Genomic DNA, 19,448 nt, shown 5'->3' on the forward strand with positions numbered 1-19,448 from the left:
AAAGCTCGACCTCCTGCAAGCCAGGCTGATCGGTGCCATATGATCCCGAACTTCATCGAGAGTGCGTCAGACCCCAATTTTGACCCCCCTGATGTAGTGCGCAGCGGTCAGCGTTCGCCCGGGCGGAGCTGGTCAGGGTTGCGCAGCCCGGGCGAGCGCGGATAGGGCTTGGCAGTTGATGGGGTGATCAGGCGCGGTTCTTGAAGCGCCAGGATTCGTTTCCGGTCTCGATGATCTCGCAATGATGGGTGAGACGGTCGAGCAGCGCCGTCGTCATCTTGGCGTCGCCGAAGACGGCGGGCCATTCGCCGAACGCCAGGTTGGTGGTGACGATGATCGAGGTCCGTTCGTAGAGCCTGCTGATCAGGTGGAAGAGCAATTGCCCGCCGGCCTGCGCGAACGGGAGATAGCCGAGTTCATCGAGCACGACGAAGTCGAGCCGGGTGAGGTAATCGGCGATACGGCCCTGCTTGCCGCCGCGGTGCTCGGTCTCGAGCCGGTTGACGAGATCGACGACGTTGAAGAAGCGGCCACGTGAGCCGTTGCGGATCAGGGCCCGAGCAATGGCGATTGCCAGATGCGACTTGCCGGTTCCGGTGCCGTCACTCGACACGCGACCGACGAAGCTCGTCACAGCGTCGGCACCTGTGGCGTAGGTCGAGCGGTACAAACGCGTCGTGATATCACCAGCGCCATCGCGCTGAGGCGATGAACATGTATGGCGAGAGCAGAACGTTTGGGGCGGGGCTGGACGAAGAGGTTGCGGAGGGCTGACAAGGTCGAGACGAAGCGTTGCAGGCCTCCCGGCGATCGGACCCCTGCATCATCCGCTCCCGTTTTCGCGGCGGCACATGGGAATTCTCCGCTCCGTTGTTCAACCCCTTGTGCGACCGGTGCTTGACGTCCGGCATCACCTGTCGCTTTGCCGCTCCATACGAGCGCAGCTAGTCGGTGATCATGCGCTTCGGCGCGAGCCCCTGCTTCTTCAACAGCCGCGTCAGCAAGCGCTTGGCGGCCTTGGTGTTGCGGCGGTTTTGCACGATTTCGTCCAGCACATATCCATCCTGGTCGACGGCGCGCCACAACCAAAGCTTTTTGCCGGGCGATGGTGACGACCACTTCCTTCAGGTACCAGACATCATTCCGGCACGGCGGCTTGCGGCGCAAGCAGCGAGCGCAGTCCAGCCCGAACTTGATGCCCCACCGGCGACTTGTCTCATACGAAACCACGATGCCGCGTTCCAGCAGCATTTCCTCAACCAGGCGCAGGCTCAGCGGAAACCGGAAATAAAGCCAGACCGCGTGGGCGATAATAGGCGGCGGAAATCGGGGGGTAGCTGACGGCGGGCGTATTCATGCCCCCCGGCGTCCATGTCGCAAATCTTGACGATTGCTTTGTGTGTCAAGCCCGCCGCAGGTCTCAACGCGTTCATATGCAGACATTGTGAAAATCGCCCTATTCCGCCTTTTTTTACCGCCCCTTAAGTCCCCCGCTCGCATGCTTGTCGATGCATTGAACTCATAGCCATCGGCCAAGGATTTTGGAAAATATGTTTCCGCTCGCAGCAGAAAACGTGAGAGTCGCTGTAGGCCTAACGTCAAGGGGAGAGAGCGGTTTGATTGGACGAAATGGGTACCGGAGTACCGAGTCATGAAGCCACGAGGTAATCTGGTCCGACTGAAGCAATTTCAGGTGAATGAGAAGCGGCGACAGTTGCACCAGCTAGACATCATGATTGCCGATTTCGAACGCATGGCGCGAGAACTGGACTTCCAGATAAACGCCGAGGAAACGAAGGCCGGCATCTCCGATGTCAATCATTTCGCTTATCCGACGTTCGCCAAGGCCGCTCGCCTACGTCGTGACAACGTCAAGAATTNGCGACAGTTGCACCAGCTAGACATCATGATTGCCGATTTCGAACGCATGGCGCGAGAACTGGACTTCCAGATAAACGCCGAGGAAACGAAGGCCGGCATTTCCGATGTCAATCATTTCGCTTATCCGACGTTCGCCAAGGCCGCTCGCCTACGTCGTGACAACGTCAAGAATTCGCAATCGGACCTTCTGCGGCAGAGAACCGCAGCCGAGCCATGCCTCGCCGAGGCTGAAGCAGAGCTCTCCAAGGCGCAAATGCTAGAATCGCGCAGCGGCAGAGGCCACGACCTCGAACCCGGCAACCGAAGCGCCATGATCGGCTGAGCCGGATGGCTTCAGCGCGCCTCAATTCGCGACACCGACTGGCCGTTGGCGCGCGAGAGGCGTGCGGGCACCTAAAGATATCAGCGTCTTGATGCAGCGATAGCTGGTCGGGACGGCTGTCATGCTGCGGGGACATACGCGATTTTGTTCCAGATTTGCATAGCGGCGTTACGCAGGTATGGGGGAAAGTGGAATTGGTTGGCAATCGGATCATCGGTGGAGACGAACCGCTGCCGGCGGACCGGCGCCTGGCGGCAACGCCTGGCGCTTTCGGCGGCGGCGGTAACGGCAAAGCAGGCTGGCCGCGTCGAGGATGAAGCGGCCCCTGCGTGATGCCGTTCTGCTCACGGCCGGGAGACGGGGTCGGCCCCGCCGGCCGGATGCTGCTCGCTTGGCGCGGCACCGTAAAGTCAACCGACAGCTTATGAAGATGTGCGTACATTGGGCCATGTCAGAAGTTGCTCGTGGTCCGCTCTATGGTCGCCACCGCTTTCCCCCGAGATCATTGCGCACGCGGTATGGCTCTACTTTCGCTTTCCGCTCAGCCTGCGCGTGGTTGAGGACATGCTGGCGGCCCGCGGCATCATGGTCACGCATCAGACCGTTCGAAGCTGCGCGGAGAAATTCGGACGGCATTTCGCCCAGGAGATCAATATCAGCCGGCTGCCTGGGCGACAAATGGCATCTCGACGAATGTGTCGTGGCTATCAGTGGCAAGAAGCAGTGGCTCTGGCGTGCCGTCGATCAGGACGGCTTCGTCCTCGAAGTGCTGGTACAAAGCCGCCGAAATGCCAAGGCGGCAAAGCATCTGATGCGCAAGTTGCTGAAAGCTCAAGGGCGGACACCACGGATCATGATCACCGACAGGCTCCGATCCTATGATGCCGCCATGCGCGCCCTCATGCCCGGCGTCGAACACCGGTCGCACACAGGCCTGAATAATCGAGCGGAAAATTCGCACCAGCCGACCCGACGACGCGAAAGGATCATGAAACGCTTCAAGTCGGCACGCCAGCTTCAGCGGTTCGTTTCCATCCATGATCCGATTGCCGACCTGCTCACTTTCCCTGCAATGCGCTGTCATCGGCTCAACATCGAGACCTGCGTAACGCCCCCATGCAAATCTGAACAAAATCGCGTGTGTCGCCACAGCGTGACAGCCGTCCCGGCCAGCTATCGCTGCATCAAGCCGCTGAAACTTACAGTGCCGGGCGCGCTGCTACCTGAATTTCCTTAACGCTCATTCAATGTGACAGCACCGATTCTTCTCAACCGCGGCATGCCCTAAATCGTCACTTGCGTTCCGATCTCGACGACGCGTCCGGTCGGGATCTGGAAATATTCGGTCGCATCGGCGGCCGTGCGTGCCAGGCCGATGAACAGCTTGTCCTGCCACACCGGCATGCCCGAATTGGGCGAGGCTTTGAGCGAGCGCCTCGACAGGAAGAAGGATGTCGTCATGATGTCGAACTTCCAGCCTTGCTTGCGGCAGATCGCCAGCGCGCGCGGGATGTTCGGCTGCTCCATGTAGCCGAAGGTCAGCGTCACCCGCATGAACAGCTCGTTGACCGTCTCCATCTTGACCCGGTCGCTGTCGGGCACCACCGGTTGCGGCGCGGTCACCACCGAAAGGATGACGTTCTGCTCGTGCAGCACCTTGTAGTGCTTCAGGCTGTGCATCAGCGCGGTTGGCGCGCTGAGTGGATCGCTCGTCAGGAACACCGCGGTGCCGGACACCAGCTGCGGCTCTTTCTTCAGGAGATTGCCGGCGAGGAAATCGAGCGGGATTTCGTTGCGGCGGGTCTTGTCGAAGAGATAGCGGCTGCCGCGCACCCAGGTCCACATAGCCAGCACAATGGTGAAGGCCACCGCCAGCGAAGCCCAGCCACCCTCGAACACCTTGACGATGTTGGAGGCAAAGAAGCCGATGTCGATGAAACCGAACAGCGCCGTCATGGCGACCGCCACCCACAGCCGCCATTTCCAGATCCGGGTCATGACGACGAACAGCAGCACCGTCGTCACCAGCATGTTGCCGGTCACCGAGATGCCATAGGCGGAGGCGAGCTTGCTCGATTCGCCGAAACCGACGACCAGCAGCATCACCGCCAGCGCCAGCAACAGATTGACGCGCGGCATGTAGATCTGGCCCGACTGCCGTTCCGAGGTGTGCAGGATTTCGAGGCGCGGCAGCATATTGAGCTGCACCGCCTGTCGGGTCAGCGAGAAGGCGCCGGAGATGACCGCCTGGCTGGCGATGACGGTCGCGGCCGTCGCCAGCACGACCATCGGGATCAGCGTCCAGCCTTCGTTCATCTCGAAGAATGGATGGCCGACGACGCCGTTCTTGGCCAGCACGAAGGCGCCTTGCCCGGCATAATTGAGCAGCAGGCAGGGAAACACGATCGCCAGCCAGGCCAGCACGATCGGCTTGCGGCCGAAATGGCCGAGATCGGCATAGAGTGCTTCGGCGCCGGTGACGGCGAGGAAGATGGCGCCGATGGTCACGAAAGCGACGTCGGGCGAATTGATCAGGAAGGCGACGATGTAGTGCGGGCTCACCGCCCACAGGATTTCTGGATCGGCGATGATGTGGTTGAGACCGGAAAGGCCAATTGCCAGGAACCATACGGCGGTCACCGGGCCGAACACCAATCCCACCCCGCCGGTGCCAAAGCGCTGCACCGCGAACACCATGGCCAGGATGACCAGTGTCAGCGGCACCACATAGGGCTGGAAGGTCGGCGTGACGACGTTCATACCCTCGACAGCCGACAGCACCGAAATCGCGGGCGTGATGACCGCGTCGCCGAAAAACAGCGAGGCGCCGACGATGCCGATGCCGAGCATCAGCGCCGAGCGTTTCGGAAAACTGCCGCGCGCCAGCGCCATCAGCGACAGCACGCCGCCCTCGCCGCCGTTATCGGCGCGCAGCACGAACATGATGTACTTGATGGTGACGATGATAGTCAGCGACCAGATGATCAGCGACAGCACGCCGAGGATATCGCCGCGCTCGGCGACATTGCCGCCCGACGACGCCACCAGCGCCTCACGGAACGCGTAGATCGGGCTGGTGCCAATATCGCCATAGACAACGCCGAGCGCGCCTAGCATCAGCACCTTGGGGCTTTGCTGTTCGATTGCCGGATGGCTCGACTGTTCGACGGGTTCTGCCTCGCTACCGGTATTGGTAAGGACCATGGACGACACTCCGATAAGGGGCGGCCCTCTACCTTTGCTGCACTGCAATATCAAGTGCCGCCACGTAATGGCTCCGGATGCGGACCGCATTTGTTGCCGCACCGGCGGATTGTCTCATACGAAACCACGATCCCGCTCCCGGGCCATTTCCTCGACGAGACACAGGCTCAAGGGGACCTGAAGGAGGGCCAGACCGGATGGGCGATGATCTGCGGCAGGAAACGATGGCGCTGCTTGTAGCTGACGGCATATCTTTCTCCTTTGTGTGTCTGCCAGACGAGCGGGCGGGCACGGAAGTGGTCGCGCTCTGGCTGCCAGACATACTCGTCCAACCTGATGAAAACCTGACTTGTACACCCAGCCCAAACAGGTGCGAGGGGTCGGTCTATTACCAAAGGCTCTGAGGGCTGATTCTCTAGGGTTCCCGCCCAGATTGATCCGTGACCCTTGTTGTGTGCCGCCCCGGGTTGATCGGAGGCTCCATGTGTGGATGCCCCGTTTCATGCAAGTGCCTTTCGCGTCTTCGAGCATGTGATCGGGTGCGGTCATGTGTCAGGCCTGTGATGCGGCGTCGGAGGTGCCGCTGGCCGTCATGGAGATACGCGGATCAGGCGCAAATCAACTCGACGAGCTTTTCGCTCTTGGAGCCTCGGTACATTTCCTGATCCCGATCAGACCGATCATTTGCCCTTGACGTTCACGACCTCCTCACATGCCGCCCATCATGGCCTCGCAGTCGCCGAGTGCATGCTCATGCTGCCGCGCTGCCAAGATCCCGGTAATCCTCTTTCTTTGTCAACATCGCCCATACCGAGCGAGCCATCTTGTTGGCCAACGCCATGGCAACCAGCATCAGCGGTTTGCGATCCAGCATTCGGGCGAGCCATGAGCCGGGTCGGGCGCCGCGGCGGGAGGCCCACTGTATGACGGCCATGGCGCCGATGATCAGCAGCCGTCGGATGTCCCGCTGGCCCATTTTCGACGTGCGGCCGAGCCGCTGCTTTCCGCCTGTCGAATGTTGAACCGGCACCAGCCCCAGCCAGGCGGCGAAGTCGCGACCGCGCTTGAAGGTCGCCATTGGGGGCGCGAACGCTTCCACCGCCATGGCCGTGATCGGGCCAATTCCCGGCATGGTCTGAAGGCGGCGTGTATCCTCCCCACACTGAGCTTCGCGGCGGAGGATTTTCTCCAGCTCGGCAACTTCGCAGCTCAACCGATCGACCTGCTCCAAGTAGACGCGACCAACGTCGACAACCAGTTGGGGCATCGTAGATTCGGCGGCATCAATCGCGGCAGCCAAGGTTTTCAGGTGAGCCGGACCTTGCGGTGCGATGACGCCGTGTTCGGCAAGATGACCCCGCAAGGCGTTGATCAGCTGCGTGCGCTGGCGCACCAGCAAATCGCGCGTTCGGAACACCATCGACCTCGCTTGCTGCTCTTCCGTCTTCACCGCCACGAACCTCATCGTTGGTCGAGATCCCGCTTCAGCTATGGCCTCGGCATCGGCGGTGTCGTTCTTCTGGCGCTTTACATAAGGCTTGACGTAGCTGGGCGGGATGAGCCTCACCTCGTGGCCCAGCTCCCGAATTGCCCGGCCCCATTCGTGTGCGCTCGCGCAGGCCTCCATGGCGACCACACAGGTTGGCTGTCGGGCCAAAAACGGGAGGACCTGAGAGCGAGCCATTCTCTTCCGGAATGCGACGCCGCCGTCGGCGTGAGCGCCATGAGCGTGGAAGACGCGCTTCGCCAGATCGATGCAATGATGGTGACGTTGTTCATGTCGTTCCTCCTGTTGTCCGCAGCCCATTCTGCGATGGCAATTCTGCCACGCCGCTGGCTCGGCGGGAGCGCTTGGCGGAGGCCGGCGTCGAACCCTCGGTGGGCAGTGTCGGCGACTCTTTCGATAATGCTCTCGCGGAAACGATCAACGGTCTTTACAAGGCCGAGGTGATCCATCGACGCGGACCCTGGCGCTCATTCGAGGCCGTCGAGTTCGCCACGCTCGAATGGGTCGACTGCTTCAACAATCGCCGGCTGCTGGAGCCCATCGGCAACATCCCGCCGGCCGAAGCCGAGGAACGCTACTACGCCATGTTGGATGAACCAGCCATAGCCGCGTGACTCAAACGAAACGGCAACCGGAATGCCCGGGGCAGTTCACATCGCATTTGATGCCAGCTTCATCGTATTTTCTTCGGCTTGGACGGGCACTTGGCAGACCCACAGAGCTGGGAACCCTTTGCCATACTACAACTGTAACATCATATCGGTTTAGCAGGTCAAGCTTCGGTGGTAACCTCATTGGGTAGAATAACTACTTTGGAGGCGAGCAATGGATCGCGACAACAAACGGGCACGCGCAGCTGCAAGATCATCTCAAGGCGTGGGGAGCAGTAGCCTCCGTGACGTTCCAGAGGGGCCATTGAGCGATGTTGCAGAACGGCNATCGGCAACATCCCGCCGGCCGAAGCCGAGGAACGCTACTACGCCATGTTGGATGAACCAGCCATAGCCGCGTAACTCAAACGAAACGGCCTCCGGAAAGCCCGGGCCGTTCACACCGCATTTGATGCCAGCTTCATCGTATTTTCTTCGGCTTGGACGGGCCCTTGGCAGACCCACAGAGCTGGGAACCCTTTGCCAGACTACAACTGTAACATCATATCGGTTTAGCAGGTCAAGCTTCGGTGGTAACCTCATTGGGTACAATAACTACTTTGGAGGCGAGCAATGGATCGCGATAACAAACGGGCACGCGCAGCTGCAAGATCATCTCAAGGCGCGGGGAGCAGTAGCCTCCGTGACGTTCCAGAGGGGCCATTGAGCGATGTTGCAGAACGGCTGGTAACCGCTAACCCGCGCGATACAGCGCGAAATCTTGGGGGCTTCAAAGGCCTCGGGACGCACGAGCGAACAGCCGTTCGGGGCACTCAACCCGGGCCAGAAACTGACCTCGCGAGATTTGAAAGGCGGACCAATCGGCTTGGACGATCAGCCATCAATCTGGCCGCGACATTAACAGCCGAATTGGGGTACAGCACGGATGACATAGCATTGCAGAAAGTCGGAGCGGCCAGTAATCTAGGCGATTACCTAACGCCAGGGCTGCAAGATGCTATTGTTAATCGCATTGGCAACATGGATCCGCCGTCGCAAGCTCTCGGAGCTTATTACGTTGCGCCGCACTTCAGTAAGTTTACTGACGAAAATAAATCTCGCATTCTTGATCAGGCCATTGGATTGGCTTCTTCTGATCCGGATGGCAATGTCAGAAACATGGCATCCAATGCTATTCTCAACATGTATCCCCAGTTAGACGCAAATCAACAGGCCCAAGCTCACTCAGTTTTTCCCGGCATGCAAGACATCTTGCCGCACATGCCGCCGCCGCAGCATGCAGCAGAGGAACGGAGTGCGAATCTGGACGGCCACATAGCAGGTATTGAGGCTGCAGTCCGTGATACAGTAGGCCCGCAAACCTCCTATGAACAGCTGCAGCGGGGTGCTCAAGTCGGGCGGTCCATAAGCCAAGCCTACAATCACGCCCGAGAGGACCTAATGGAGGCCACCAGAAGCAGAGATCGCTCCGGCCGTTGAGGTCTCGGCCATGGTACAGTGACGCTTTCTCTCCCGAATTCCGTTTACGGCCTTGCCGTTCCAATTCGCTGGCCGTTGACGTACCTGCTTAGTGTAACTTTCAAAAACCACGTCTGCCGGGTGATGCGCTGCAAGCATCGCACCACCCACTGCGGCATCGATCTGTCGAGCGGCGACATCGCGCGACGCCGGTTCGGTCTCTGAAGCACGCGCAGCATTAGCTACGGCTAATCCGGCAATGGAACAATGCTTTCAACAAAAACGACGCCCCCCAACATAGCCATTAGCATCGCGTGCTCACTCGCCGTGGGCTTCTGTGCGGCAAGTCTTTACGCAACCTTCCGCCACGGCGGCAGCGGCGAGGCTCTGATGGCGTTTGATGTCCGTGCCTTTTGGTTTGAGACGCCCTTCTATTTGGGTTTCGCAACCCCCGTTTTCTATCGGGGCGCGGCTATCGTGCTCTCGACGTCCGCGGTCGTCTTGCTGATTCAGCAGATCGTATTGCGCCGCAAGCTCGAACACCACGGGACGGCTCGTTGGGCTCGAGTGGATGAAATGCGACGCACGGGATATCTGCGACGATACCGTGGCGTGACAGGGCCGGTGTTTGGGAAGACAAGTGGCCCTTTCTGGCCTGGCTACTACCTGACCAATGGCGAGCAGCCTCACAGCCTCATCGTTGCACCGACCCGCGCTGGCAAGGGCGTCGGCATAGTCATTCCAACGCTACTTACATTCAAAGGCTCGGTGATAGCTCTGGACGTCAAGGGGGAGCTCTTTGAGCTCACCTCGAGGGCGCGCAAAGCCGCAGGTGACGACGTGTTTAAATTCGCGCCGCTGGATTCGGAGCGGCGCACAAACTGCTACAATCCGCTGTTGGATCTTATAGCGTTGCCTCCACAGCAGCAATTCACCGAAGCCCGCCGCTTGGCCGCAAACCTGATTACGGCCAAGGGGGAGGGCGCGGAAGGTTTCGTCAGCGGCGCGCGAGATATCTTTGTCGCGGGAATCCTTGCCTGCATCGAGCGGGGCACGCCAACAATCGGCGCCGTCTATGACCTCTTCGCCCAGCCGGGGGAGAAGTTTAAGCTCTTCGCGCGACTCGCCATGGAGACCCAGAACAAAGAGGCACAACGCATCTTCGACGACATGGCGGGGAACGATACGAAAATCCTAACCTCCTACACTTCCGTGCTCGGCGATGGCGGGCTCAACCTGTGGGCGGATCCCGCTGTAAAGGCGGCCACAAGTCGCTCGGACTTTTCGGTCTATGATCTTCGCCGTCGCAGAACGTGCATCTATCTTTGCGTTGGTCCGAACGACCTTGAGGTGATCGCGCCTCTGATACGCTTGTTTTTTCAGCAAATCGTTTCAATTCTGCAGCGGTCGCTGGCCCGCCGGGATGAAAAGCACGAGGTTCTCTTCCTGCTCGACGAGTTCAAGCACTTGGGTAAGCTGGAGGCGATCGAGACCGCAATCACGACTATCGCGGGCTACAAGGGGCGTTTCATGCTCATCATCCAAAGCCTTTCGGCACTGACGGGGGCTTATGGAGAGGCTGGCAAGCAGAATTTTCTCAGCAATACCGGACTGCAAGTGTTCATGGCCACGGCTGATGACGAGACTCCGAACTACATTTCCAAGGCCATCGGTGAATACACGTTTGAAGCCAAATCGATTTCCCACAGCCAGGCGCGAACGTTCGACTGGACCATTCAGAATTCACATCAAGGTGCACCGCTATTGCGTCCCGAACAGGTTCGGCTGCTCGATGACGACTACGAGATTGTTCTCATCAAAGGTCTGCCACCATTAAAATTGAGGAAGGTGCGTTATTTCTCGGATCGCATTCTGAAACGCATCTTTGAACGCCAGACAGGCGCCCTCCCGGAGCCGGCGCCCTTGACGGGAGCAGAGGAGGCGCTCTCCGCCGAATCTCAACTCGATGACCCGCTGTGTGAATTGGCGCAGGACTTTGACGATACAGTTTGATGTGAGGCTGGTGTGGACCCCGCGAAAAAATCCATCCCGTGTAACAGCTTTGTCGCAGGTGCAGGACGCCGGCTTGGAAGAGGGGCAAGCGGGCCAAGCCCGGCAAGTGGGCTTTGAGCAGCACGTGTCCGAGGCGCTCCGGCCGCTGTTCGATGGTCGAGCTGACGAGCCGCCAACCAATCCAGAGGAGCTTCTGCGACTGGAACAGGGGGTTTCGCGAGGTGCTTCAGCGAGGGCAGAATCATCAAGCCGCCTCGTCTTTTTTCAGCAACCCAGGGATGCTCGCTGGACGGGATGACCTCAACAGAAGCGTGTCGGAGGCTTGCGCAAGCTCTGGGACGCCGGAGTTCGGGCCGCCGCCCCCAGTCTTGGCTGCCAGCGAACAGCAGATCCGCCCCTCGCCGGATGCGCTTGACCAGGGCAACCACCTGCCACCCGAGTGAGTCGTCCCAACAATGAACATTCCACAGCGCTGTTGTGGCCAGCGGAGACGCATAGGGCCCTGAATACGCCGCAAGCCGTCGCCATTCAGCAGCAGCTGAGCGAAATCGGCAATTCAGGCGGCCGCGTGCCTATGCAGAGAGGCGCTGATGCGATCTCCGGACCGGTAGCTCTCGCCGTAATTGATCAGGCTGGTACTGTTGGAAGGCTTGATCAGCCTCGTCACCCCAATCTCCAGCATAGCTCACTGTCACGCGGCCAACGTGCCTCCGTAGCTAACATCTACGTCAGCGTTGAAGAAGTACCCTGCGCCACGGGATGTTTTGACCAGGCGAGGGTTGGCCGCATCAGCCTCCAGCTTTCGGCGCAAGCGCATGATTAGGACATCGATACTTCGATCGTACACCTCTTCTCCACGCACACGGCTCGCGAGCAAAAGCCGTTCTCTGGATAGCACGTTGCGGGGGTTCTCCAGAAATGCGATCAAGAGATTGAACTCACATGCGGTAAGCTTGACCTCGCCACGCTCCGCACAGATCAGTCGCCGCTGCTTCACGCTGAGCTTCCAGGCCCCAAAGCGAAATGAGCGCTGCTCTCTGGTTCGCGGACTAGAAATGCGCTGGCGTAGCGCTACTCGAATGCGGGCCAAGAATTCGCGCATCCCGAAAGGCTTGGGAATGAAATCGGTTGCGCCGAGCTCCAGTGCAACCACTTTTTCCGCCTCATCAAGCCGGTCGCCGCTGATCACTATGATAGGAACATCCGATTTTGTCGCCAGATTGCGGACGATCGCAAGTCCATCCTCCCGGCCTAGGTTAAGGTCAACAACCACGAGATCGACTGGCTCACGTGAAAGAACATAGTCAAACTGCTTGCTATCGTGGACTGCGGTTACCTTCAGGGCATGCATCGTGAGATACTCGGCGATGAGGCGCCGCATTGCGGCATCATCGTCAATGACAAGAACATGTTTCAACGGCACACCTTCAATCTTGAATCCCCTTGTCTAAACCTGTTGCCGAGCAACCCTGGGGCACCGACCCAGAACAGCTGCTCCTTGATACCACTCGCCGTTGCGTGCGGCCAATGTGAGGCCGTGCTCGTCCTGTTCTTTTCATCCCCAGCGAATTGACCGCACCAAGGCAGCCCGTGGCCATCAGACAGGTCCAAGCGCCGACATGACCCTGCCGTGTGGTCCTTCGCTTTTTCGCTTCGAGCTCCCCCGTTGGTGCAGGCCTGCCAATATCACTCGAGTTCGACCTCATGGATGCCAAGTTTCCTGCTATGCCCTTGCATCCTGGTCATCCTGGAGTTTGCGGACCTGGATCATCTCGATATCCTCCGGCTCGTGGATCCAGCTCGGACATGGTTGGGCAGCGCGGCGTTTGGCTTGATCGGAGAGGCGGTCGGCGGAAGAAGACCGTGATTCGCTGCAGCGGCCTTGTGCCAAATAGTATGTCTACTGCCAAGCCGGCTTCGTCCAAGGTGGCCGGCGGCCTCAAATGCTGTTCGGGCGACCGGCAGGTCGCCGGTTGCGGTGAACGTCCGGGCTAACATTTCTCAGTTACTGCAACTCCTCCATCTTGAGCGTGTCACTATGCTTGTCCACTGCGCCGTCGGACTCCGTCAATGACGTGCGGTTTTCTGCCGATGGGACTGTGCATGATCCTCCCTATGGCGGCGGCGGCGGCCGAACAGCTGAACCAGGCTCGCACCAGGATGGGCTGCGCCGCTACGTCTTCCCAGTTGACCCTCGCCCCCGCGGATTTGCGCCTTCGAGCCAGCTTCGCGGACGAGCTCGCGACTCAAGCAATGATCTGAGTGTGCAGGGCCGCGCATGGCTGCTCTTTAAGCACCGGCAGCATACCGGCAAAGTTGGGCTGCTTTATCGCCTTCGTCGATTCCCCACGGTGATCCCGAGCCTGAACAAACCCGCCAAGCTCCCCATTTTGTCCTTGGCTTGGCGCTGACAGAAGTACCATCCATGGCGCCGAAGTCGCGGCCCACACTCCAGGAGCAACGGACGGCCGGGACGAGCAATCCTGCACAGGAGTCATCGTACCAAGATGCTCCGGATGTCGCTGGCTGATCGGGCCCGCGCCACCCACGCATGCGCAAGATGCTCACCCACGCTGACACGAACACGGTCTTTGCTTCAGTTGAAACCGAAAAGCTGAACTTGAACATCACACAGTAACAAACCTCCCCGATAAGCGCGTGCCGGACAGGGCCAGAACCCGTCCGGCGGCTTGGAAAGGTAGGTGATAGGAAATGTTTATTGCAGCTTGGCCGCTGGCCATCGTCCTGTTGACATCCATGTCACTCCCAGCCGAGCCCGCGCCACTTTCTCCGCGTGAGTTCCGCAGCCTGTCGCGCAAATGCGCTCCCTGGGTTGCGCCGTCCACCCTGGCCGCGATTGCCAAGATTGAAAGTGGCTTTGACACGCTGGTGGCTCATGACAACACCACAGGTGAGCAGCTTCGCNAATGTTTATTGCAGCTTGGCCGCTGGCCATCGTCCTGTTGACATCCATGTCACTCCCAGCCGAGCCCGCGCCACTCTCTCCGCGTGAGTTCCGCAGCCTGTCGCGCAAATGCGCTCCCTGGGTTGCGCCGTCCACCCTCGCCGCGATTGCCAAGATTGAAAGTGGCTTTGACACGCTGGTGGCTCATGACAACACCACAGGTGAGCAGCTTCGCTGGATAGACCACCTGGAAGCCACGCGGGGCATCAAGGAACGCCTCGAAGCACAACATTCTGTCGATGTTGGATTGATGCAGATAAACAGCAAGAACTTTGCCATGCTCAATCTTACGCCGGAAAGGGCTTTCGAGCCCTGCGCCTCGCTTTCGGCTGCCGCCCACTTGCTTGAAAGCCGGTATGCCGGCGGCACCACTGCTGTGGCACAGCAACTGGCGCTTCGCCGTGCCATCTCGGCCTATAACACGGGCGACGTCACGCGTGGCTTCGCCAACGGTTATGTACGCAAGGTCGAGTCGGCCGCAAAGGACATCTCAAGTCTCCTTGAGCGAACGCTGGAGCCGACTGCTCGAGATGTGCCTCACCTTGAGGCACCTGGTCGGAAAGCCGTGCCGCCTCTGCTCCAGCAGAGCCAACAGGCCAATAGAAAGAAGCAGCCCAACCAAGATTCTTGGGACATTTGGGGCTCGTATCAGCCAGACCGCGCCGGGGCCGATCCCTCCGGTCCGACAGGCAGCCAGGCTGCGAAAGCACGGGAACCCGCGAACCCGAACAAACTCGTATTCGATTGAAACATGGAGATGCAATGATGACGCCACTCAAGATACTTCGTGCGCTTAAAACGCGTGTTCCTTCGCCTTTTTCCATGCTGCGCATGGCGGCTGAATATGTACCGGCTGCTGCTGCAGGCGCGGCGTGGACGGTCTTCTACAGCGGGCCAGCCGCGGCTCAGGTGACCGGAGGGACGGATCCTGCCAAGATGGTCCAGAATATCTGCACGTTCATACTTGGCCCCTTTGGACAATCACTGGCCGTGCTCGGGCTCGTAGCCATCGGTATCTCTTGGATGTTCGGTCGTGCTTCACTTGGCCTGGTTGCGGGTGTCGTTGGAGGGATCGTCATCATGTTCGGGGCCAGCTTCCTGGGCAAGGCGCTCATAGGCGGTGGCTGATGAGCGACCGGTTGGAAGTGAGCACCCTCTATGTGGCGGCGACGCGCCCCGCACTGTTTCTGGGGGTGCCGCTGACGCTGGCCGGATTGCTCATGATGTTGGCTGGGCTTGTTATCATTATCCTTCAGAACCCGCTCTACGAAATCGTTCTCGCGCCACTCTGGTTCGGAGCACGGCTGGTTGTTGAGCGTGACTATAACGCGGCAAGCGTCGTGCTGCTCTATTTGCAGACGGCCGGCAGAAGCGTGGACGGGCCGGTCTGGGGAGGCGCAAGCGTCAGCGCCAATCCGATCAGAGTGCCGAAACGCGGAAGAGGAATGGTGTAATGTTCGGCGCCAGCGGCCGGACCGAGAGGTCTGGCGAGATCTACCTTCCGTATGTTGGTCACGTAAGCGATCAGGTTGTCCTTCTGGAAGACGGATCGATCATGGCCATGGCACATGTGAACGGTGTGCCCTTTGATTTGGAAGACGCTGAGATGCGCAACTCGCGCTGCCGCGCGTTCAACACTCTCTTGCGCAACATCGCCGATGACAATATCTCGATATACGCTCATCTTGTGAGACACAACGATGTGCCGGCGCCGGCGCCGCGCCAGTTTCAAAGTGCATTCGCTGGCAGTCTGAGCGAGGCCTACGAACGTCGTGTGCTGTCGGGAAAGCTCTTTCGCAACGATCACTTCCTCACTTTGATCGTGTCCCCCCGCACCGCAATCGGCAAGATCGGCTTGCGGATTGCCAAGTCCCGCAGACGGAATGAGCACGATCTAGCCACCCAAATGCGGAGCCTGGAAGACCTCTGGCACATCACTGCTGGCGCACTCGGCGGTTACGGTCTGCGCCGGTTGGGCATTCGTGAGAAAGGCAACGTGCTCTTCACGGAAATCGGCGAGGCGCTTCGGCTCATGATGACTTGCCGGTTTCTTCCGGTTCCGATGGTTACCGGCTCACTTGGCGCCTCGATCTACACTGACCAGGTCATCTGCGGGAAGCGGGCGCTTGAGATTCGAAGGCCCGGGGATAGCTCCGTCGGATCATTGTTTTCGTTCCGTGAATATCCGGCGACGACGCGGCCGGGCATGCTAAATTCCTTGCTGTCCGCCAACTTCCCGCTTGTCCTGAGCCAGAGCTTTTCCTTCCTCACTCGCCCACAAGCTCATGCCAAACTAAGCCTTAAGTCCAGCCAGATGACGAGTGCCGGCGACAAGGCTCTCACCCAGATCAATGAACTTGCCGAGGCAGAGGACGCACTGGCAAGCAACGAATTCGTGATGGGTTCGCATCATCTGAGCCTGTGCGTCTATGCCGACAGCCTCAATAGCCTTGCAGATCGCGCAGCAAGTGCCCGCGCACGGCTGGCCGACGCGGGCGCCGTTATCGTCCAAGAGGGCATCGGCATGGAGGCCGCATATTGGTCCCAACTTCCGGGGAACAACAGGTGGCGCACGCGCCCGGGGGCGATCACCTCACACAATTTTGCCGGGCTCGTCTCATTTGAGAACTTCCCAAGCGGTTCCAGTTCCGGCCACTGGGGCAATGCTGTTGCGCGCTTTCGCACAAACGGTGGAACTTCTTTCGACTACATCCCCCATGAGAATGACGTCGGCATGACGGCAATATTCGGGCCCGTTGGCAAAGGCAAGACGACGCTGATGACCTTTGTCCTCGCGATGCTTGAGCAAAGCTTGGTCGATCGCAATGGTGCGATCGTCTTCTTCGACAAGGATCGGGGTGGTGAACTGCTGGTGCGAGCCACGGGAGGGACATATCTTGCGTTGCGCAGAGGCGCTCCGAGCGGCTTGGCCCCTCTGCGTGGACTGGACAACACCTCCGCCTCTCGGGACTTTCTGCGCGAGTGGTTGATGGCCCTGATCGAGAGTGACGGCCGTGGTCCGATCTCGCCGGAGGAAAGCCGTCGGCTGGAACGCGGCATTGTTCGTCAGCTTTCGTTCGAACCCCCTATGCGCTCACTTGCGGGCCTGCGCGAGTTCCTATTGCACAGCCCCTCCGAGGGCGCAGGAGCACGGCTGCAGCGGTGGTGTAGAGGGGGGGCGCTTGGATGGGCCTTTGACGGCGACGTGGACGAAGTAAGGCTGGATGCCTCCATTACGGGCTTCGACATGACGCAGCTCCTGGAATATGAGGAGGTCTGTGCACCGGCCGCCGCATACCTTCTGCATCGAGTGGGCGCTATCGTCGATGGTCGTCGGTTCGTCATGAGCTGCGACGAATTTCGATTCTATCTACTCAACCCCCAATTCTCAGCCGTTATCGACAAGTTCTTGCTCACGGTCCGCAAAAACAACGGCATGTTGATACTCGCAACGCAGCAGCCTGAACACGTTCTGGAATCGCCTCTCGGAGCTAGTCTCGTTGCGCAATGTATGACGAAAATTTTCTACCCATCACCGACGGCGGACCGCTCTGCGTATGTCGATGGCTTGAAGTGCACTGCGCAGGAGTTCGAGGCAATCCGCCAGGGAATGGCAATCGGCAGCCGCAAGTTTTTGCTCAAGCGCGATAGCGGGAGTATTGTTTGCGAATTCGATCTTGGGCAGATGCGCGAGTACGTAGCCGTACTCTCGGGGCGGGCCAACACAGTGCGCTTTGCCGACCAGCTTCGTAACCAGCACGGAGACGCCCCAAGTGGGTGGCTCGACAAGTTCATGGCCCGGTACCATGAAGTTCAAGACTGACGGAGGAATATTCATGAAACTTGCCAAACTTGCAGTAACGACCCTTGCTGCTTCCCTTCTGCTTCACGGACAGGCCCGGTCGCAATGGATCGTCACCGACCCTGTAACAGAAACACAATCGACCTTAACAGCGATTTCCAATGCGGCGATCCTTGAGAGGTCAATCGAGACGCTCGCTACCACGATCGAAATGGTGACAATGCTAACGTCGTCATTCGCTGTCACGGGACTGCTAAGCTCACTGAACCAAGGAAATCATTACCCGTCGGGCAATAAGCTGGAGGAGCAGATGTTTGATGCTCGGGCGCCAGCTTCGATTATGGCCCGTAACATTGCGAAGGACCCAAATCGGATAGTCAACGGCACCGATTCAGAAGCGAAACTGTTACAGGGACAAATCGCCGGGGCCGCCAATGCCGCAGCTATTGCAGCCGACACTTTGGGCATGATGGACAAGCGCCTTAAGGATAACGCCGGCACGCTTGGTCAGCTTTCCCGCTCGGGAAATATTATGCAGGCCACCGTGACCAACGGTCTGGTCCTCAAGCAGATTCACGATGCGATGATCCAAAATGTCCAGGCCACGAGTCTGCTGACAATGGCCACTGCACAAGGGAGCCTTCACGCCGTGGAGGAGGCCGCCACGCAGCGTCGCGAACATCAGGACACCGCTAATATGTTTAGCATCCTCCCGTAAACCACACAGAGTTCATCAGGCTCAGCTGCGCTGATCAGGGACACATCAGGCTCACGCCATGAATTTCAAAATTCCCGCGCCATTCACGACTATACACACGATCTTTCATGGGGCCTTCACGTCCGGGCTGCACAAAGTGCTTGAAAACGTCCAAGCGGCGGTCAGTGCGCCTCTGGTTGCGTGTGTCACGCTCTGGATAATAATCCAAGGCTGTCTGGTCATGCGTGGTCAAGTCGATGCGCGCGGGGGTATCTCGCGCGTAATCATGGTGTCGATTGTCGTCGCCCTTATCTTAGGGCAGGCCAACTATCAGCAGTACATTGAAGCGCTCTTCGACGACACGATTCCGAGGTTGGCTCACGACATCAGTGGCAGCGACTTGCCCTTCATCGGAATCCCCCAGAAGCTCGATCTCATGTTTGCTTCAAGCCAGTATGTCTTTCAGCTGATTGCTTCAGAAATTGGGCCTATGAACGGCCAGGACATACTTGCTTTCGAGGGAGCGCAATGGATTTTCTACGGCGCGCTGTGGACAGCGTTCGAGATCTACGATGCCGTTGGAATTCTGACGAAGGTGCTCTTGACGATCGGCCCCCTGGTCCTTGTAGGCTACCTTTTTGATCACACTCGAGACATAGCCACCAGATGGATCGGCCAACTGCTCTCGTACGGGCTGCTGCTTCTCCTCCTCAACATCGTTGCAACGATAGTAATCGCTGCCGAAGCAGTCTCGCTGGCAGCCATGCTTTTGATGATCAAATTCTCGGGCACGACAGCAGCCAAGATCATCGGGCTTTACGAGCTCGACATGCTTTTCCTAGCTGGTGACGCTCTGATCGTCGCGCTTCCGACGATCGCCAGCAGCATCGCCGGCGGCTCTTGGGGAGGTGCGAACCGACCTCTTAACAGCCTCAATCGCCACTTTGCCAAAACGGCGGGTGGTTAATCAATCGACAAGCTCGGTGCC

12 protein-coding genes and 7 pseudogenes are annotated in these 19,448 nt (G+C 59.1%); 14 read left to right on the forward strand and 5 right to left on the reverse strand.

Annotated features, from left to right (window positions below; translation table 11 throughout):
• Nucleotides 1–187 precede the first annotated feature (187 nt).
• Both X744_RS141350 and X744_RS01000000170495 read right to left on the reverse strand, forming a co-directional pair.
• Nucleotides 188–601 (reverse strand): annotated as a pseudogene (locus tag X744_RS141350) (ATP-binding protein); the annotation flags it as partial.
• A 29-nt stretch (nt 602–630) separates the two neighbouring features.
• Nucleotides 631–1,357 (reverse strand): annotated as a pseudogene (locus X744_RS01000000170495) (IS6 family transposase).
• Between the two features lie 294 nt (nt 1,358–1,651).
• Here X744_RS01000000170495 and X744_RS1000000174680 point away from each other — a divergent pair.
• From X744_RS1000000174680 to X744_RS01000000170500, 4 genes and pseudogenes are all read left to right on the forward strand, one after another.
• Nucleotides 1,652–1,873: pseudogene (locus X744_RS1000000174680) on the forward strand (flagellar export protein FliJ); the annotation flags it as partial.
• Nucleotides 1,874–1,906: 33 nt separating this feature from the next.
• A complete protein-coding gene (locus tag X744_RS1000000174170) occupies nt 1,907–2,203 on the forward strand; it encodes a flagellar export protein FliJ (protein WP_198032292.1) in 297 nt (98 codons plus the stop codon).
• A 198-nt stretch (nt 2,204–2,401) separates the two neighbouring features.
• Nucleotides 2,402–2,601, forward strand: a pseudogene (locus X744_RS1000000173000) (DUF1403 family protein); the annotation flags it as partial.
• Nucleotides 2,602–2,651: 50 nt separating this feature from the next.
• Nucleotides 2,652–3,331: pseudogene (locus X744_RS01000000170500) on the forward strand (IS6 family transposase).
• A gap of 156 nt (nt 3,332–3,487) precedes the next feature.
• On the opposite strand, the gene X744_RS141345 reads toward X744_RS01000000170500, so the two are convergent.
• Entirely contained in the window at nt 3,488–5,407 is a 1,920-nt protein-coding gene (locus X744_RS141345) for a potassium transporter Kup (RefSeq protein ID WP_023762830.1), read from the reverse strand.
• A 751-nt stretch (nt 5,408–6,158) separates the two neighbouring features.
• Complete coding sequence (locus tag X744_RS01830; protein ID WP_023762831.1) at nt 6,159–7,214, reverse strand: IS110 family transposase; 1,056 nt, start codon at nt 7,212–7,214, stop codon at nt 6,159–6,161.
• Between the two features lie 38 nt (nt 7,215–7,252).
• On the opposite strand from X744_RS01830, the pseudogene X744_RS141340 reads away from it, so the two are divergent.
• From X744_RS141340 to virD4, 3 genes and pseudogenes are all read left to right on the forward strand, one after another.
• A pseudogene (locus X744_RS141340) lies at nt 7,253–7,528 on the forward strand (integrase core domain-containing protein); the annotation flags it as partial.
• A gap of 933 nt (nt 7,529–8,461) precedes the next feature.
• On the forward strand, nt 8,462–9,004 hold the full coding sequence (locus X744_RS1000000175700) for a hypothetical protein (RefSeq protein ID WP_245266866.1): 543 nt from the start codon (nt 8,462–8,464) through the stop codon (nt 9,002–9,004).
• A gap of 246 nt (nt 9,005–9,250) precedes the next feature.
• Nucleotides 9,251–10,996 carry a type IV secretion system ATPase VirD4 gene (gene virD4, locus X744_RS141335; protein WP_023709052.1) on the forward strand — a complete coding sequence of 582 codons (1,746 nt, stop codon included), beginning with the start codon at nt 9,251–9,253 and terminating at the stop codon, nt 10,994–10,996.
• Nucleotides 10,997–11,687: 691 nt separating this feature from the next.
• On the opposite strand, the gene X744_RS141325 is transcribed toward virD4, so the two are convergent.
• Nucleotides 11,688–12,413: a response regulator gene (locus X744_RS141325; RefSeq protein WP_023685159.1), complete on the reverse strand. Its 726-nt coding sequence runs from the start codon at nt 12,411–12,413 to the stop codon at nt 11,688–11,690.
• A gap of 1,295 nt (nt 12,414–13,708) precedes the next feature.
• On the opposite strand from X744_RS141325, the pseudogene X744_RS1000000174175 reads away from it, so the two are divergent.
• The 7 genes and pseudogenes from X744_RS1000000174175 to X744_RS141295 form a co-directional block, all read left to right on the forward strand.
• Nucleotides 13,709–13,921: pseudogene (locus X744_RS1000000174175) on the forward strand (lytic transglycosylase); the annotation flags it as partial.
• Between the two features lie 2 nt (nt 13,922–13,923).
• Nucleotides 13,924–14,709 (forward strand): type IV secretion system lytic transglycosylase VirB1, encoded by a 786-nt coding sequence (locus tag X744_RS141320; protein ID WP_023762837.1) that lies wholly within the window; start codon nt 13,924–13,926, stop codon nt 14,707–14,709.
• A gap of 74 nt (nt 14,710–14,783) precedes the next feature.
• The gene (gene virB2 / locus X744_RS141315; protein WP_023673707.1) at nt 14,784–15,089 is read left to right on the forward strand and encodes a pilin major subunit VirB2; all 306 of its coding nucleotides are present in this window, start codon (nt 14,784–14,786) and stop codon (nt 15,087–15,089) included.
• A complete protein-coding gene (locus X744_RS141310) occupies nt 15,089–15,415 on the forward strand; it encodes a type IV secretion system protein VirB3 (RefSeq protein WP_023679584.1) in 327 nt (108 codons plus the stop codon). The genes virB2 and X744_RS141310 overlap by 1 nt, the downstream gene beginning before the upstream one ends.
• Nucleotides 15,415–17,784 carry a VirB4 family type IV secretion/conjugal transfer ATPase gene (locus tag X744_RS141305; RefSeq protein ID WP_023762838.1) on the forward strand — a complete coding sequence of 790 codons (2,370 nt, stop codon included), beginning with the start codon at nt 15,415–15,417 and terminating at the stop codon, nt 17,782–17,784. The genes X744_RS141310 and X744_RS141305 overlap by 1 nt, the downstream gene beginning before the upstream one ends.
• A gap of 13 nt (nt 17,785–17,797) precedes the next feature.
• The gene (locus X744_RS141300) at nt 17,798–18,481 is read left to right on the forward strand and encodes a type VI secretion protein (RefSeq protein ID WP_023785252.1); all 684 of its coding nucleotides are present in this window, start codon (nt 17,798–17,800) and stop codon (nt 18,479–18,481) included.
• 58 nt (nt 18,482–18,539) lie between these two features.
• The gene (locus tag X744_RS141295) at nt 18,540–19,427 is read left to right on the forward strand and encodes a type IV secretion system protein (protein WP_023762840.1); all 888 of its coding nucleotides are present in this window, start codon (nt 18,540–18,542) and stop codon (nt 19,425–19,427) included.
• Nucleotides 19,428–19,448: the final 21 nt, after the last annotated feature.

Origin of the sequence: Mesorhizobium sp. LNHC252B00 (assembly GCF_000502955.1) — a bacterium.
In the GTDB taxonomy this organism is placed as follows: Bacteria; Pseudomonadota; Alphaproteobacteria; order Rhizobiales; family Rhizobiaceae; genus Mesorhizobium.

Bases quoted from the DNA above. Each gene is read 5' to 3' on its own strand.
- X744_RS1000000174170 (WP_198032292.1), top strand. From the start codon at position 1,907: ATGATTGCCGATTTCGAACGCATGGCGCGAGAACTGGACTTCCAGATA.
- X744_RS141345 (WP_023762830.1), bottom strand. From the start codon at position 5,407: ATGGTCCTTACCAATACCGGTAGCGAGGCAGAACCCGTCGAACAGTCG.
- X744_RS01830 (WP_023762831.1), bottom strand. From the start codon at position 7,214: ATGGGCTGCGGACAACAGGAGGAACGACATGAACAACGTCACCATCAT.
- virD4 (WP_023709052.1), top strand. From the start codon at position 9,251: ATGCTTTCAACAAAAACGACGCCCCCCAACATAGCCATTAGCATCGCG.
- X744_RS141320 (WP_023762837.1), top strand. From the start codon at position 13,924: ATGTTTATTGCAGCTTGGCCGCTGGCCATCGTCCTGTTGACATCCATG.
- virB2 (WP_023673707.1), top strand. From the start codon at position 14,784: ATGCTGCGCATGGCGGCTGAATATGTACCGGCTGCTGCTGCAGGCGCG.
- X744_RS141310 (WP_023679584.1), top strand. From the start codon at position 15,089: ATGAGCGACCGGTTGGAAGTGAGCACCCTCTATGTGGCGGCGACGCGC.
- X744_RS141305 (WP_023762838.1), top strand. From the start codon at position 15,415: ATGTTCGGCGCCAGCGGCCGGACCGAGAGGTCTGGCGAGATCTACCTT.
- X744_RS141300 (WP_023785252.1), top strand. From the start codon at position 17,798: ATGAAACTTGCCAAACTTGCAGTAACGACCCTTGCTGCTTCCCTTCTG.
- X744_RS141295 (WP_023762840.1), top strand. From the start codon at position 18,540: ATGAATTTCAAAATTCCCGCGCCATTCACGACTATACACACGATCTTT.